10 protein-coding genes are annotated in these 15,276 nt (G+C 63.7%); 2 read left to right on the plus strand and 8 right to left on the minus strand.

Annotated features, from left to right (window positions below):
* Positions 1–421 precede the first annotated feature (421 nt).
* Positions 422–2,392, plus strand: coding sequence for a M23 family metallopeptidase (locus tag QQK95_RS27890; protein ID WP_284277640.1), 1,971 nt, complete (start codon positions 422–424; stop codon positions 2,390–2,392).
* Between the two features lie 125 nt (positions 2,393–2,517).
* Here QQK95_RS27890 and QQK95_RS27895 read toward each other — a convergent pair whose 3' ends face one another.
* Positions 2,518–4,092, minus strand: coding sequence for an MFS transporter (locus QQK95_RS27895; protein ID WP_284277641.1), 1,575 nt, complete (start codon positions 4,090–4,092; stop codon positions 2,518–2,520).
* 147 nt (positions 4,093–4,239) lie between these two features.
* On the opposite strand from QQK95_RS27895, the gene QQK95_RS27900 reads away from it, so the two are divergent.
* On the plus strand, positions 4,240–4,872 hold the full coding sequence (locus QQK95_RS27900; RefSeq protein ID WP_284277643.1) for a TMEM175 family protein: 633 nt from the start codon (positions 4,240–4,242) through the stop codon (positions 4,870–4,872).
* On the opposite strand, the gene QQK95_RS27905 is transcribed toward QQK95_RS27900, so the two are convergent.
* The 7 genes from QQK95_RS27905 to ptsP form a co-directional block, all read right to left on the minus strand.
* A complete protein-coding gene (locus tag QQK95_RS27905) occupies positions 4,846–6,351 on the minus strand; it encodes a L,D-transpeptidase family protein (protein WP_284277644.1) in 1,506 nt (501 codons plus the stop codon). The genes QQK95_RS27900 and QQK95_RS27905 overlap by 27 nt on opposite strands.
* 150 nt (positions 6,352–6,501) lie before the next feature.
* A complete protein-coding gene (locus QQK95_RS27910) occupies positions 6,502–6,864 on the minus strand; it encodes an MmcQ/YjbR family DNA-binding protein (RefSeq protein WP_284277645.1) in 363 nt (120 codons plus the stop codon).
* 58 nt (positions 6,865–6,922) lie between these two features.
* A complete protein-coding gene (gene clpB / locus QQK95_RS27915; RefSeq protein ID WP_284277646.1) occupies positions 6,923–9,529 on the minus strand; it encodes an ATP-dependent chaperone ClpB in 2,607 nt (868 codons plus the stop codon).
* Between the two features lie 220 nt (positions 9,530–9,749).
* Positions 9,750–10,709 carry a DUF4167 domain-containing protein gene (locus tag QQK95_RS27920; RefSeq protein ID WP_284277647.1) on the minus strand — a complete coding sequence of 320 codons (960 nt, stop codon included), beginning with the start codon at positions 10,707–10,709 and terminating at the stop codon, positions 9,750–9,752.
* A gap of 310 nt (positions 10,710–11,019) precedes the next feature.
* Positions 11,020–11,895 carry a peptide chain release factor N(5)-glutamine methyltransferase gene (prmC, locus tag QQK95_RS27925; RefSeq protein WP_284277648.1) on the minus strand — a complete coding sequence of 292 codons (876 nt, stop codon included), beginning with the start codon at positions 11,893–11,895 and terminating at the stop codon, positions 11,020–11,022.
* Positions 11,888–12,967 carry a peptide chain release factor 1 gene (prfA, locus tag QQK95_RS27930; protein ID WP_284277649.1) on the minus strand — a complete coding sequence of 360 codons (1,080 nt, stop codon included), beginning with the start codon at positions 12,965–12,967 and terminating at the stop codon, positions 11,888–11,890. The genes prmC and prfA overlap by 8 nt, the downstream gene beginning before the upstream one ends.
* A 10-nt stretch (positions 12,968–12,977) precedes the next feature.
* Positions 12,978–15,248, minus strand: coding sequence for a phosphoenolpyruvate--protein phosphotransferase (ptsP, locus tag QQK95_RS27935; protein ID WP_019861345.1), 2,271 nt, complete (start codon positions 15,246–15,248; stop codon positions 12,978–12,980).
* Between the last annotated feature and the right edge of the window lie 28 nt (positions 15,249–15,276).

The following is a 15,276-nucleotide window of genomic DNA, read 5'->3' on the forward strand; positions in this document are numbered from 1 at the left end:
GTGAGGCGTATATAGTCGCCACCAACGAGAACTGTCAACACGCCAGGCGAAAGTTTTTGAACTTTTTGCGACAGAAATTTCGGGCGCGCTTTGTCGATAGCCGGCTGCCCCAGGGGAACAGCGGGGTTGCCACGAAGGAGCCCTATTGCCGCCGCATTGCCGTTCGACACCAAGGCCAACAAAAGAGGCCATGGCACAGCCGTGCAATGCCCTCTTTTAAGAGCCACGCAAGCCAGCGCGCGATGGGCCTTATAGAGAAGGCATGCCGCCCTCTTTGCAGAGCGCTCTATAAGAGAAGTGCATGGGGGGAACTCGACCGGGGCCTGAGGCTTCGTTGACTTAACCTGCCGTGACAGGCAAATGTCATGGCCACAACAAAAGCGACAAGCCGTTCCGCCCGGGGAAGAAGCAGCCTTTCTGGATGCCAGACACGGAAGATGTCATAGCCGAACTCGGCAATGAGCCGCCGCTTATCGCGGATGGCCGCAGTGGCCCGCCCGATCGGCGCGAGGTCTCTGCGCGCTGGCTGTCGGGAACATTCCTGACCGGCGTGACATCGAGCGTGCTGATGGGCGTGGCGCTGTTCGCCGCCCTGGACGGGCGCCAGCAACTGGCGACGCCACCCGAAATCGCGGAACTGATCGGCCTTGCCAGAAATGGCGATTCCGGCGAGGTGGCCAAGACGACCAGGCTGGTGGCGCCGCGTCAGATCGCCAAGGCCAAGGATCGCCGCCGCATGGAAGTGTCGATGGTCACCAAGGTCGGCGACCGCGACGTCATCCACACAATGCCTTTCGTGCAGATCAAGATGGCGCTCGCCGCGGGCCACACCACCAGCCGGCCCTACCCGCCTTTCGATCCGATGCAGGTGTTCGGCGACGACGGTGACGACGCTCCGGCGCAACCGGCGACAGCCTCTGCCGCCTCTGGCCAGATCTATGGCGCCAAGGTCGAAAGCGAGATGAGCCTGAAGACCGTCGACTTCCCCATCGAGACGGCCTCCTTCGACGAAAAGAGCGATCTGTCCGCCGACGAGGTGGAAAAGGTGGTGCGCGAGGCCGGCACCGACCTCAGCGACGGCGCCGTACAGGTCGCTTCCCTCCACTATGTCGACCCGCAGCGATTCGGCGAAGCCTTCGCCGAGTCGATGGCCGGCTCCTATGACGTCAAGATCGTGCCGGAAAACGTTTCGGTGTCGCCGCGTGCTGCCACTGACGACCAAGCGCCGGCTTTCGCCGAGGAAATCATTCCCTTCACCAAGGACACCGACCTCACCGAGGCCTTCGCCGATTCGGGTTATACGGGCGACGACGCCACCGGCATGGCCGAAGCGATCGCCAAGCTGTTGAATGCGCCGACGCTGAAAGCCGGAACCGTGCTGCGCGTCGGCCTCGAGGTCCATGGCGACGCCGCCAAGGTCGTGCGCACCAGCGTCTACGACAAGACCACCCATATCGTTACCATCGCGCTCGATGACCGCGGCCAGTATGTGCCGGCGCAGGAGCCGGATCCCAATCCCGAATTGTTGACGGCATTTGACGATTCGTCGGCACCGGTGGTGGTGCGCGGCAACCTGCCCACTGTCTATGACGGCATCTACCGCACCGCCTATTCCTACGGCATGTCGAAGAAAATGACCCAGCGGCTGATCAAGCTGCTGGCATCTGGCGTCGACTTCCAGTCGCGACTCAATCCGTCCGACCGCCTCGAAGTGCTGTTCTCGCAGCCTGATGGCGACGACCAGACATCAGACGATTCCGAGCTTCTCTATGTCTCGGCGACATTCGGCGGTACGACGCGCAACTTCTACCGCTTCCAGATGCAGGACGGCAGCACCGACTATTTCGATGAGGATGGCTCGAGCGCCGAGCAGTTCCTGCTGCGCAATCCACTGCCCAACGGAAGATTCACCTCCGGCTTTGGTGCGCGCAAGCATCCTATCCTGGGGTATGTCCGCATGCACACAGGCACCGACTGGGCCGCCCCGATCGGATCGCCGATCATCGCCGCCGGCAACGGCGTCGTCGAGAAGGCCGGCTGGGCTGGCGGCTATGGCAAGCAGATCATCCTGCGCCATGCCAATGGCTACGAGACCTCCTACAATCACCAGAGCGCCTTTGCGAAAGGCATCGAGCCGGGCGTTCGGGTTCGCCAGGGCCAGGTCATCGGCTATCTCGGCCAGACCGGTCTTTCCACCGGTCCGCACCTCCACTACGAGCTGATCGTCAACGGTACCAAAGTCGATTCGATGCGTGTTCGGCTGCCGGTCGGCAAGGTGCTGAAGGGCGACGATCTCGTCGCTTTCAAACGCGAACGCGAGCGCATCGACGATCTGCTGAAGCAGGAAGATGGCAACTCGCTGAAGGTCGCCAGCGCCAAGATCGACGGCTAGAGCGATACACCGTTTCACGGAAACGGCGAACCGCTTCAATTCTGTGTTTGATGCAATTCCCTAGGGAAAGCGCTCACACTTTTCCTGGAATTGCTCTGAACCTCGGCCGATCCCGCATGGGCAAATCAGCTTCGCGACGAATCAGCCGACGATCCATCGGCCGGGCGCGGCCAGGGCAGCGCCTGACCCGAAACGGTCATCCAGGCGATGATTGCTGCAAGCAGGCAGAGCACGGCGGTCGTCAAGGATATGGCTGAAAAAGCCATGTCGCTGGCAGCAAGCCGCGTTGCCTCAAGTTCCGGCGGCAAACCTGTCGATACCGGTTCGCCAAAACCTGGAATGCCCGGCCTGACGCTGGTGTCGAGCATCGTTGAATAGACCCATGTGGCAAGCGATCCCATTGCCGCCACCGCGATCAGGCCGCCAATGCGCGAGACGGCATTGTTGATGCCGGAGGCGGCTCCCGTATCCTTGTCTTCCACCGCCGTCATGATCGCGGTGGAAAGTGGCGAGACGACCAGCGCCATGCCGAGGCCCATCAGCGCCATCAGCGGAAATACTCCGGTCCAGAAATGGTGGATGCCGGCATGGGCGAGCAAGGCAAGTCCGGCGAAGGCGAAAGCCACGATCAGGCTGCCGCAGGCGATCGGGAAACGCGGTCCTATCCGGTCCGACAACTGGCCGACCGGTCCCGACAGAAGCGCTATCGACGCCGACAGCGGCAGGAAGATGAAGCCGACCTCGGCCGTGCTCAGCCCCCAGCCGGCGATCAGCAGCATCGGCAGGTAGAAAAGATTGGCCGACAGAGCGAAATACAGGAAGAAGGTCGCCACATTGGCACCGGCGAAAGCGCCGATGCGAAACAGGCTGAGGTCGATCATCGGCTCGCGCTGGTGCTGCTCGAACAGGATGAAGACGACAAGGAGCACCGCGCCGGCGGCAATGCTCGGCCCCGCCATGTGGCCCTCGCCGCTCGAACTCATAGACGTCAGCCCATAGGCGAGTGCGCCGAACGCCAATGTCGCGAGCGCGCCACCGCCGAGATCAAGGCTGCGTTTTTCCGTCGCCGCATCGGCCGGAATCTTGACGAGCAGCAGGTAGATCGAGATCAGGCCGAGCGGCAGGTTGACGGCAAAGATCGCCCGCCAGATGCCGTCGCCGAAAGCCGACAGCACCAGGCCGCCGAGCACTGGCCCAAGGGCCGTGGTCAGCGCCGAGGCTGCCGCCCAGATGCCGATTGCACGGCCGCGCTCCTTTTTCGGATAGGCCTTGGCGATAATGGCGAGACTGCCCGGCACCATGATCGCCGCACCAATGCCCTGGAGCGCGCGAAACGCGATCAGCACGACAGCATTCGGCGCCAGCGCGCAGGCAAGCGAGGCAACGATGAACAGCGCGATGCCGGCCACGAAGGCACGGCGCAGCCCGAACCGGTCGCCGGCGGCGCCACCGGCAAGGATCAGCGCCGAAAGCGTCAACGCATAGGCATTGGAGATCCATTGCGCCTCGGCAAGGCTGGCGCCGAGGTTGACGCGGATCGCCGGCATGGCGATGGCCAGGATCGACCCGTCGATGAAGCCGAGCGCCGAGGCCAGAATCGCCGCGATCAGGACGAATCGCCGCTGCGCTTGCGGACAAAAGGTTCCGTTCGTGACCGGTCTGGTCAGCGGGACTGCGGCGGCTTCATTCGGCGAATGCATGACACCCTGCTTAGACCTCATGCGCGCCGGCAACAACCGGCCAGCCGCTTGCAGTCCTTGAAACCAGCCAAAGGATGCGTCCCGTGTTGATGCAAACCCTGGCAGTCATGCTAAGTTTTCCGGAAGACGGCAGCCGGGGAAAAATCGATGAAACGTCCACTCGAAGCGTCGGCGGAAGGACGCGGTCGCATTGTCGGCATCACCGACGGCGTCTTTGCCATCGCGCTCACGCTCATCGTGCTCGAGATCAGGGTGCCGGCGCACGAGACCGTACATTCCGAGCACGATCTGCTCGTCGCCATTGCGGCACTGGCACCGCGCTTCCTGACTTATGCCTTGAGCTTCCTGACGCTGACCATCTTCTGGTTCGGCCAGCAGGCGCAGCATGGGCTGATCGCCAAATCCGACAGGCGGCTTGCCACGCTCAATCTCTGCTTTCTCGCCTTCATCGCGCTCTTGCCGTTCTCGACCGACCTTCTGGCCGACTTCCTCGAATTCAGGACCGCGGTGCTGGTCTACTGGCTCAACCTGCTGATGCTCGGCGTCACGCTGTTCGCCAGCTGGCGCTATGCGGAGAAGAACGGCTTTGTCGCAGAAGACGTCGATGCCGAAACGAAGCGCACGGTCTATCTGCGCATCGTCAAGGCCCAGATTCTGTGGGCGATCGGCGCGCTACTCTGCCTGGCCACGCCGCTGCTCAGCGTCGGCTTCATCCTTGTGGTGCAGCTGATCTATGCCACCGCGCTGCGCGGCTCATTGCTGCGCAAAATCATCGGCTGAAGGTCCGCCGACAAACTCCACTGTGACGCCAGGCGATACCAGCTTGGCGAGTTCGCGCGCGTCCCAGTTGGTGAGGCGTACGCAGCCATGGCTTTCGGTCTTGCCGATCTTCGACGGCTCGGGCGTTCCGTGGATGCCGTAGGTCGGCTTGTCCAGGGCGATCCACACCGAGCCGACCGGACCGTTGGGACCAGGCGGAATGGTCAGGATCTTGTCGTTCTGGCCCTGTTTGAAGTTGATGTTCGGATTGTAGGTGTAGTTCGGGTCGAGCGCGATGCGCGACACGGCGTGAATGCCGGTGGGCGACGGCGTATCGGCCGAACCGATAGTGGCGGGATAGGCCGCGACCAGCTTGCCGCCCGCATCGTAGGCGTACACTTCCTTCTTGGTCTTGTCGGCGACGATGCGCGCGACCGGCGTCGACACCAGCTTGCCGAAATTGGCGACCTTGATGATCGTGCCGGGGCGGTTGAAGTCGAGGCCCTTGTTGATCGACTTCAGATAGTTCTCGTCCATGTGGAAGCGCTCCCCCAGCGCCTCGGTGACAGAGGTGTAGCACATGCAGTTGAGCTGCGCCTTCTGGCCGTAGTCTTCCGGGATCGAGGCGACATAGGGACCGGCGGCATCTTCCGCTGTAATTGTGTAATTGGCGAAAGCATCGCCGCCCGATTGCGCGAGTGCTGCCTGGATGCCGACGGTATCAGTCGATTTCAGATTGCTGCCGGTGATCTGGTTATAGGCGGCCAAAGCCTTGTCGACGTTCGAGCCGAAGCGCCCGTCGATCACGCCCGGCGAAGCGCCGCCGCGGTCGAGCAGCACTTGCAGCGCCGCCACGTCCTGGCGCACGCCGAGCGAAAGCGACGGATCGACGGCGGCCTTGCCGCCTGTGTCCGGCGGCAGGGCCGCTTGCGCGTCCGGATTCGCCTGCTGCACGTCCGGCTGCGCGGGGTCTATCGCGGCCTCGTTCAGCGGCTGGCGCTTGATGGTGCGCGGCTTTGCCGGCTGCGGCGCATCGGGATAGCTGCCGTCGTCCTGCGGCGCCGGCGGATAGGCATCGACCGAATTGTCACCATAGGGGTCGGATTCGTCCACCGGCGGCGGGATGACCCGGCCTTCCTCTTCCAACTGCTTGCGGCGGAACCGCGCCATGTCTTGCGGATCGTCGAGATAGTAGCGGTCATCGTCGGCGGGAGCCCGGCCCAATTCGCGCAGCCTTGTCTCGCGGCGCAGCGCGCGGCGGTCAAGCCGTGTTTGCGGCGGCTGGATGGCGATAACCTTGCCGGTGTCGGCATCGACGATGACGCGGTTGCCGCGGGCGTCGTAGTAGATGTCCAGATTTCCGTCCTGGGCCACAAGAATGCCGCCGTCATTGGTGGCGCGGGCAACCCTTGGAGCGTCATCCTGCGTCGGCGCGGCAAGCGCACCGAAAGACACAAGCCCGGTAGCAAGCGCCGAAAGGGCAAAGATCGTGCGGAACATCGTGGCCAAACTCTCCGGTCCGTAATTGCCGCCGCCCGGCGTTGTTCGCTGGGCGAACCCTTTCGCCAGCAAACCAGTTACCCCACCCTATGGTTCCAATATGAACCGGGCATGAAGATGGCGGTTTTTCGGCGCACCGACGAATACGCGCTAGCTCGCGAGCCCCAATTCCTTGCGCGCCTGCTTGGTCAGCTTCAGGGCGACAAGGCGATGGCTCTCGCGCAAATAGTCCTTCAGCGCACCATCATCCATGCTCTGGCTTGTCCGACGCTGGATCCATTTCATGCCGCGCGAGGCAAGATAGGGCGCGGGCCGCAAGCCCGGCTGCTCCTTCAGCACGTCATAGGCGATATCGGAACATTTGAATGTCACGAAGAGCTGCTGGCCCTGATCCCAGCCGCCGATCGCAAACACCTTGGTTCCGACCTTCCAGACATGGGCGCCGCCCCATTGGACGACGTGGTTTGCCGCGGGCAGCGATGCGCAAAAGCCGTTGTAGTCGTCCAGCGTCATCCGCCCCCATCACGATGAAAACGCCGCGCGTCCAGGATGGACGCGCGGCGTTGAAAAATCAGGCCGCCGCTTCGGTCGCGACGACCGTCGGCTTCGAGCGGAAGTTCAACCGGTCGGAACCTGACGTGACCTTGACGGTCGAACCGTCGAGTATCTCGCCGAGCAGGATCTTCTCAGCCAGCGGATCCTGCAGTTCCTTCTGCATCACCCGCTTCAGCGGCCGCGCGCCATAGGCCGGATCGTAGCCCTTGGCCGCCAGCCACTCGATCGCCTCGTGATCCAGCGACAGCGTGATCTTGCGATCGACGAGCAGGCTTTCCAGCCGCTTGAGCTGGATCTCGACGATGCGGTCCATGTCCTTGCGGCGCAGCCGGTGGAACAGGATCACCTCGTCGACGCGGTTGAGGAACTCCGGCCGGAACGATGCCTTGACCACGCCCATCACCTCGTCGCGCACGGCGTCGACATCCTGGTCCTCACCGAGATTGACCAGATATTCGGCACCGAGGTTCGACGTCATGATGATCAGCGTGTTGCGGAAATCGACCGTGCGCCCCTGCCCGTCGGTGAGCCGGCCGTCATCGAGCACCTGCAAGAGCACGTTGAAGACATCGGGATGCGCCTTCTCGATCTCGTCGAACAGTACGACCTGATAGGGCCGGCGCCGCACCGCTTCGGTCAGCGCGCCGCCTTCCTCATAGCCGACATAGCCGGGAGGCGCGCCGATCAGCCGGGCGACCGAGTGCTTTTCCATGAACTCCGACATGTCGATGCGCACCATGGCGCTGTCGTCGTCGAACAGGAAGCTTGCCAAAGCCTTGGTCAGTTCGGTCTTGCCGACGCCCGTCGGTCCCAGGAAGATGAACGAACCGATCGGCCGGTTCGGATCCTGCAGACCGGCACGCGCGCGCCGCACCGCCTTGGAAACAGCCTGCACCGCCTCGCCCTGGCCGACGACCCGCTTGCCGATCTCGTCTTCCATGCGCAGCAGCTTGTCGCGCTCGCCCTGCAGCATCTTGTCGACTGGAATGCCGGTCCAGCGCGAGACGATATGGGCGACGTGGTCGGGGGTGACCACTTCCTCGACCATACCGGCCTTGCCGTCCTGGGCTTCAGCTTCCTTCAGCTTCTTTTCCAGTTCCGGGATCTTGCCATAGGCAAGCTCTCCGGCGCGCTGGAACTCGCCCTTGCGCTGGGCAATGGCGAGATCGTTGCGTGCCTCGTCGAGCTGCTTCTTCAGGTCGGCGGCAAGCCCGAGCTTCTGCTTCTCGGCCTGCCACTTGGCGGTGATCTCGGTCGATTCCTCCTCGAGGCCGACAAGCTCCTTCTCCAGGCGGGCGAGCCGATCCTTCGAGGCATCGTCCGTCTCGACCTTCAGCGCCTCGCGCTCGATCTTGAGCTGCATGATGCGGCGGTCGATCTCGTCCAGTGCCTCGGGCTTGGAATCGACCTGCATCCTGAGCCGCGAAGCGGCCTCGTCGACCAGATCGATCGCCTTGTCCGGCAGGAAGCGATCGGCGATGTAACGGTTGGACAGCGTTGCCGCCGCCACCAGCGCCGAGTCCGAGATACGCACCTTGTGGTGCTGCTCGTACTTTTCCTTCAGGCCGCGCAGGATCGAGACGGTGTCCTCCACCGTCGGCTCGTCGACGAAGACGGGCTGGAAGCGGCGGGCAAGTGCCGGATCCTTCTCGACATGCTTTCTGTATTCATCGAGCGTGGTCGCGCCGACGCAATGCAGTTCGCCGCGCGCGAGCGCCGGCTTCAACAGGTTCGAAGCGTCCATCGCGCCGTCCGCCTTGCCGGCGCCGACCAGCGTATGCATCTCGTCGATGAACAGGATGATTCCGCCTGCCGCAGAGGTGACTTCCGAAAGCACGGCCTTCAGCCGCTCTTCGAACTCGCCACGATATTTGGCGCCGGCAATCAGCGCGCCCATGTCGAGCGCCATCAGTTGCTTGTCCTTCAACGATTCCGGCACGTCGCCATTGACGATGCGCAGCGCCAGGCCTTCGGCGATCGCCGTCTTGCCGACGCCCGGCTCGCCGATCAGCACCGGATTGTTCTTGGTGCGGCGCGACAGCACCTGGATGGTGCGGCGGATCTCGTCGTCGCGGCCGATGACCGGATCGAGCTTGCCGGCGCGCGCATCCGCCGTCAGGTCGCGCGCGTACTTCTTCAGCGCATCATAGCCCTGCTCGGCACTCGCCGAATCGGCGGTGCGGCCCTTGCGGACATCGTTGATGACTTGGTTCAGCGCCTGCGCGGTGACGCCGGCCTTGGCCAGGATGTCGGCCGTCTTGGCCGACTTTTCCATGGTGAGCGCCTGCAGCAGCCGCTCGACCGTGACGAAGCTGTCACCAGCCTTCTTGGCCAGTTCTTCGGCCGTCGAGAACACCTTGGCCAGCGGCTGCGCCAGATAGAGCTGGCCGTTGCCGCCCTCCACCTTCGGCATTGCCTCGAGTGCCGTCTCGACGCCGAGCTTGACGTCGCGGACATTGCCGCCGGCGCGCTCGATCAGCGACGCGGCCAAGCCCTCGTCATCGTCGACGAGCACCTTCAAGATGTGTTCGGGGGTAAATTGCTGGTGATTGCGGGAGAGCGCCATGGTCTGTGCGGACTGGATGAAGCCGCGCACGCGCTCGGAGTACTTTTCAAGGTTCATATCTGTCTCCTTCCATCACCGGCCCGCTTTGCGGCACCGGATCAGATTGCGGTGACGGACCCGCCCATTCGAGCCGGATCCTGCTCAGCCGAGATATGGTGCATGGACCATGCCGTCTCAAGACGCCTTGATATCGGTCAATGCATAATATTCCACGTCCGTCCAAACGAAAACGGCGGAGATTTCTCTCCGCCGTCTGACGTCTTGAAATACCGTTCGATCAGTTGTCGATGTCGACGATCGCCGGCTCGGCGTTGCCGCTATCGGCCGGGGCCGCGGCCACTTCGCCGGCATCCGCATTGTCGCCACCGCTATCGACCTGGTCGGCATTGGCGCGCGGACGGCGCGGACGACGCGGGCGACGGGCAGCACCGCTCTCGGCGGCCGCCTCGTTGAGCTCGGCCTGGGCGGCGAGAGCCGCCGGCGAAAAACTCTCGAACAGCGGAGCCGGCTCGGCCACCGCAACGGTCTCGGCTGGCGAACCGGACTCTAGCTGTACCTCTGCCTGTGCCGGGGCTTCGTTACGCTGCTGGCCGCCCTGCTCGGTCGATGACGCATAATCACGCTGGCCATTCTGGCCATAGCCGCCATTGGGGCGGCGATCGCGGTGACGCCCGCCATTGTTGTCGCGGCCGCCATTGTTGCGCCCGTTATTGTCACGCCCGCCATTGTCACGATTGTCGCGGCCATCACGGTTCAGCGCGACCTCGGCCGGCATGCCCTCGATAACCGGCTGCGGACCGGCACCATGGTTGATGACAGGAATTTGCGGATCGGAAACGGTGTTGCCGCCATTGCCGGCGCCATTGTTGCCGGCATTGTCGAAATCGTCGCGATCCTCATCGCCGTCATCGTCGAAATCGTCGCGGTTCTGCTGGACGTTCTGGATCGGCATCTGCGCCTGCGCGGCGGCAATGATGCGATTGTAGTGTTCGGCGTGCTGGAGATAGTTCTCCGCCATGACCCGGTCGCCGGAGCTTTGCGCATCACGGGCCAGGGTGGCGTATTTCTCGGCGATCTGCTGAGCCGATCCACGGATCTTCACATCCGGACCGTTGCTCTCGTAATTGCGCGTCAGGGGATTCGGGCCCTTGCGGTTGTTGTTGTTATTGTTGTTGCCACCGCCGCCGCCATTGTTGTTGCGACCGCGCATGCGCCTGTTCTGCTGTTGTGGCCTCATTCGACTCTCTTCATCTTGAAATTTTCGAAAACTCGTTACGAACGGAGGCGCTCATGCAGCCAGCCGTTTCGTTTCTTCACCGGCGTTCGCCCGCATCAATTGCGTTGGCGCCACGTGCCATCCTGTTCCGGTTACATCACTTGCCGGACGATTCCCGCACGAAGCTTGGGCGTCGTTTGCGCAAGAAGGCAGCTATTTCCAAGGAGGACCGAATCGCTAAGAGCACTGCCTGCTTCGTCTCATCCGGTTGAGGCGACCCTAGCCGCATTCCCCGGTATTGCCAAGCGGTTTTTTCGCACTGCGTCAAGGCTTATCCCCATTGAAAGACAAGAACCCTGTCGTTTCCGCCGAGATCACGCAAAGCAGCAGCCGATGCATAACCAGCCGCCTCGAATATATCCGTAACCTCATTGCGTTGCGTGTGGCCGATCTCGACCGCAATCCTGCTTTCGGCTTCTAGAAACCGCGCCGCCTCGGCGGCAATGATCCTGTAGGGGTTCAGTCCATCCACGCCGCCATCCAGGGCCAGGCGTGGGTCGAAATCGCGGACCTCGTCCTGCAGATTCCCAATGTCTCCTGAAGGTATATAGGGAGGGTTTGCGGCAATTACATGGTATCGGCCGGAAACTTTTTCGAACCAGTCCGACTGCACCGTCGTGAACCGGCCGCCAAGCCCGAGTTCCCCGGCATTGCGCGCCGCCGTCGCCAGCGCGCCGGCGGAAATGTCGACGCCGGTGGCGGTCGCGGCCGGCACGGCACTCAGCAGCGCGAGCGCGATGGCGCCCGTCCCGGTGCCGAGATCAAGGATGCGGCAGGCGCCCTCCCGCGCGGCCGTCGCCTTGACGAAGGGCAGCACCGCCTCGACCAGCGTTTCGGTATCCGGCCTCGGCTCGAGCGTTTCCGGCGACAGCGACAGGCGCAAGCCGTAGAATTCGCGGTAGCCGAGGATGCGGTGCACCGGTTCGCCGCTGGCCCGGCGCCTTAAGGCGGCTTCGATCGCGGCGATGGCGTTGCCGTCGATCATGCGTTCAGGATCGGCAATGGCCTGCGTGCGCGTCGTGCCGGAAAAATGTTCGACGATCAGCCGCGCATCGAGAGTCGGATCGTCGACCCCGCCGGTCGCCACAAGCCTGGCCCGCGCTTCCCGCAGCAGCGGCCCCAGCGCATCGGGCAGAGGGTCAGCCATCAAGGCCGATATCGGCCAGCAGCTTCGACTGGTGATCGGCGATCAGCGCGTCGACGATCTCGTCGAGTTCGCCCATCATTACCCGGTCAAGCTTGTAGAGCGTCAGGTTGATGCGATGGTCGGTGACGCGACCTTGCGGGAAATTGTAGGTGCGGATGCGCTCCGAGCGGTCACCGGAGCCGACCTGCGATTTGCGTGATTCGGAACGCTCCTCGTCCGCCTTGCTGCGCTCCAGGTCGTAGAGCCGAGCGCGCAGGATCTGCATGGCCTTCGCCCGGTTCTGGTGCTGCGACTTCTCCGCCTGCACCACCATGATGCCGGTCGGCAAATGGGTGATGCGCACCGCTGAATCGGTGGTGTTGACGTGCTGGCCGCCGGAGCCCGAGGCGCGCATCGTGTCGATGCGAATGTCTTCGGCGCGGATTTCGATGTCGACTTCTTCCGCTTCCGGCAGCACGGCGACGGTCGCCGCCGAGGTGTGAATGCGCCCGCTGGCCTCGGTCGCCGGCACGCGTTGCACGCGATGCACGCCGGATTCGAATTTCAGATGGGCAAAGACGCCCTTTCCCGAGACGGTGGCGATGATTTCCTTGAACCCGCCGGCATCGCCGTCGCTGGCCGACACCGTCTCGAACCGCCAGCCGCGTTCGGCGGCGTAGCGCTCATACATGCGAAACAGGTCGCCGGCGAAGAGGGCCGCCTCGTCGCCGCCGGTGCCGGCACGGATTTCGAGGATGGCGTTCTTGTCGTCGGCGGCATCCTTGGGCAGAAGCAGGATCTGGATGTCCTTCTGCAGCGTTTCGATACGCTCCTCCACGCCGGGCAGATCCGCCTCGGCGAGCGCCCGCATCTCGGCATCGGTGCCCTTGTCGGCAAGCATCGCCTCGAGGTCGGCCTGCTCACGCTCGGCCGAGCGCAATTCCCTGACCTTGGCCACCATGTCCTGCAACTCGGCATATTCCGATGCCATCTTCACATAGGCATCCGGCGCCGGGCCGGCCGACATCTGCGCTTCGAGCATCTCGAAACGCTTGACGACTTGATCCATACGATCGCGGGGCAAATTGACCATGATGGAGGCGCTACAACGGGATCGAGCGGTCGTCGGCGAAGGCCTGCAGCAGCGCCCGCATCGGCAACCCCTGCGCCGGCGCCATCAGATTGTCGTCGAAGAACGCCGTCAGCTCATCCAGCGGCAGCTCCGTCAGCATTGCCTTGACCGGGCCGATCGAGGCCGGCGACATCGAGATCGACCGGAAGCCGAGACCGATCAGCGCCATGGCGGATATGGGTTTTCCGGCAAGTTCGCCGCACAGCGTCACCGGCGTGTGGTTGCGGATGCCGGCATCGGCGATCTGCTTGAGCACGCGCAGGAACGGCGCCGACAGCGTGTCGAAACGGTTGGCCAGTTGCGTGTTGCCACGGTCGACCGCCATGACGAACTGGAACAGATCGTTCGAACCAACCGAGACGAAATCGACCGCCTTCATCAATTCGTCGAGCTGGAACAGCAGCGACGGCACTTCCAGCATCGCGCCCAGCTTGAGGCTGGTCGGCAGATGATGGGCGAAGCGCGAGAGATGCCGCACTTCGCGGTCGATGATTTCGCGCGCCTGGGCGATCTCGCCGAGTTCGGTCACCATCGGCAGCATCAGCTTGAGCTCGCGCCCGCCACTGGCCTTCAGCAAGGCGCGGATCTGGGTGCGCAGCAGGCCGGGCCGGTCGAGCGTCAGGCGGATCGCCCGCCAGCCGAGCGCCGGGTTTTCTTCCTGGATGGCGCCCTTGAAATAGGGCAGCACCTTGTCACCGCCAATGTCGATGGTGCGGAAGGTGACAGGCTTGCCGCGCGCGGCCTCCAGCACGTCGCGATAGAGTTTCTCCTGCGCCTCGGCGCGCGGAAAGGTCGAGGCGACCATGAACTGCAGTTCGGTGCGGAACAGGCCGATGCCGGCAGCGCCCGACTCGGCCAGTTGCGGCAGGTCGACGGCAAGCCCGGCATTCATCAAGAGATCGACCTGCACGCCGTCCCTGGTCGTCGACGGCTTCTTGCGCAGCTCGCGATAGACCTCTTGCCGGCGCGCGCGGAACCGCACTTTTTCGGCATAGGCGGCTTCGAGATCGGACTGCGGCCGCAGATGGATCGTGCCTTCCTCGCCATCGACGATGATGGCATCGCCGTTTTCCGCCATGGAAACGGCGCCCTTCATCTGGCCGGCGACCGGAATGCCCATGGCGCGCGCGACGATGACGACGTGGCTGGTGGCAGCACCATCCTCGAGCACCAGCCCACGCATTTTTTCCCTGGGATAGTCGAGCAGCTCGGCCGCGCCCATCGAGCGGGCGACGATGATGGCGTCCTTCGGCAGCGAGGCCGCGACATCTTCCGGCCCGCGGCCCATCAGCTGGCGCAAGAGCCGGTTGGCGAGGTCGTCGAAATCGCTCATCCGCTCGCGCAGATAGGGATCGGTCATGTGCAGCATGCGGGCGCGCATGTCGCTCTGCACCTTTTCCACGGCCGCTTCCGCCGTCAGGCCGTTGCGGATCGCCTCTTCCAGGCGCCTCACCCAGCCCCGGTCGTTGGCGAACATGCGGTAGGCTTCCAGCACCTGGCGATGTTCGCCCTCGAAGGCGACGTCGCGGCGCTCCAGCATGTCGTCGATGGAGAGCCGCAGCGAACCGAGCGAGCTCTCCAGCCGCCGGACCTCTTCCTCGCTGTCCTCGTTGAACAGATTGGTGACGACGATGCGCGGCTCATGCAGCACGACATGGCCGAGCCCGACGCCATCATTGAAGGACAGGCCGGTGAAACTGACGGGTCGGCGCAGGTCGAGTTCCAGCCCAGGCCGAGTCAGCCGCGCCAGATCGCCGGTGGCGATCATCTCGGCGATGACCATGGCGGTGGTTTCCAGCGCCTCGACCTCGTCGTCGCGGTAATGGCGCATGGTCTTGTTCTGCACGACAAGCACGCCCAGCGTGCGCCCTGCCCTGAGCACCGGCACGCCGAGGAAGGAATTGTAGATCTCTTCCCCGGTCTCCGGCAGATAGGCGAAGGCCGGATGTTCCTGCGCGTTGGATAGGTTGAGCGGCCGCGCGCTGGCCGCGATGGTGCCGACCAGGCCTTGACCCAGCCGCAACTGCGCCAAATGGACGGCGTTCGGGTTCAGACCCTCGGTAGCGTAGAGCTCGAGCACCGAATCGGCACGCAGCACATAGAGCGAGCACACTTCGGCGACCATGTTGGAGGCGATATCGCGTACGATCCGGTCAAGCCGCTCCTGCGGCTCCAGCGGCTCTTGCATGAGCTCGCGGAGCCGTTTCAGCAAAACGCGCGGGCCACTGGCCTGGTCACGCATCGCGGCTTCTTCTCCAATGAAACACTTG

This window comes from Mesorhizobium huakuii, assembly GCF_030160235.1.
GTDB classification, from domain to species: domain Bacteria; phylum Pseudomonadota; class Alphaproteobacteria; order Rhizobiales; family Rhizobiaceae; genus Mesorhizobium; species Mesorhizobium huakuii.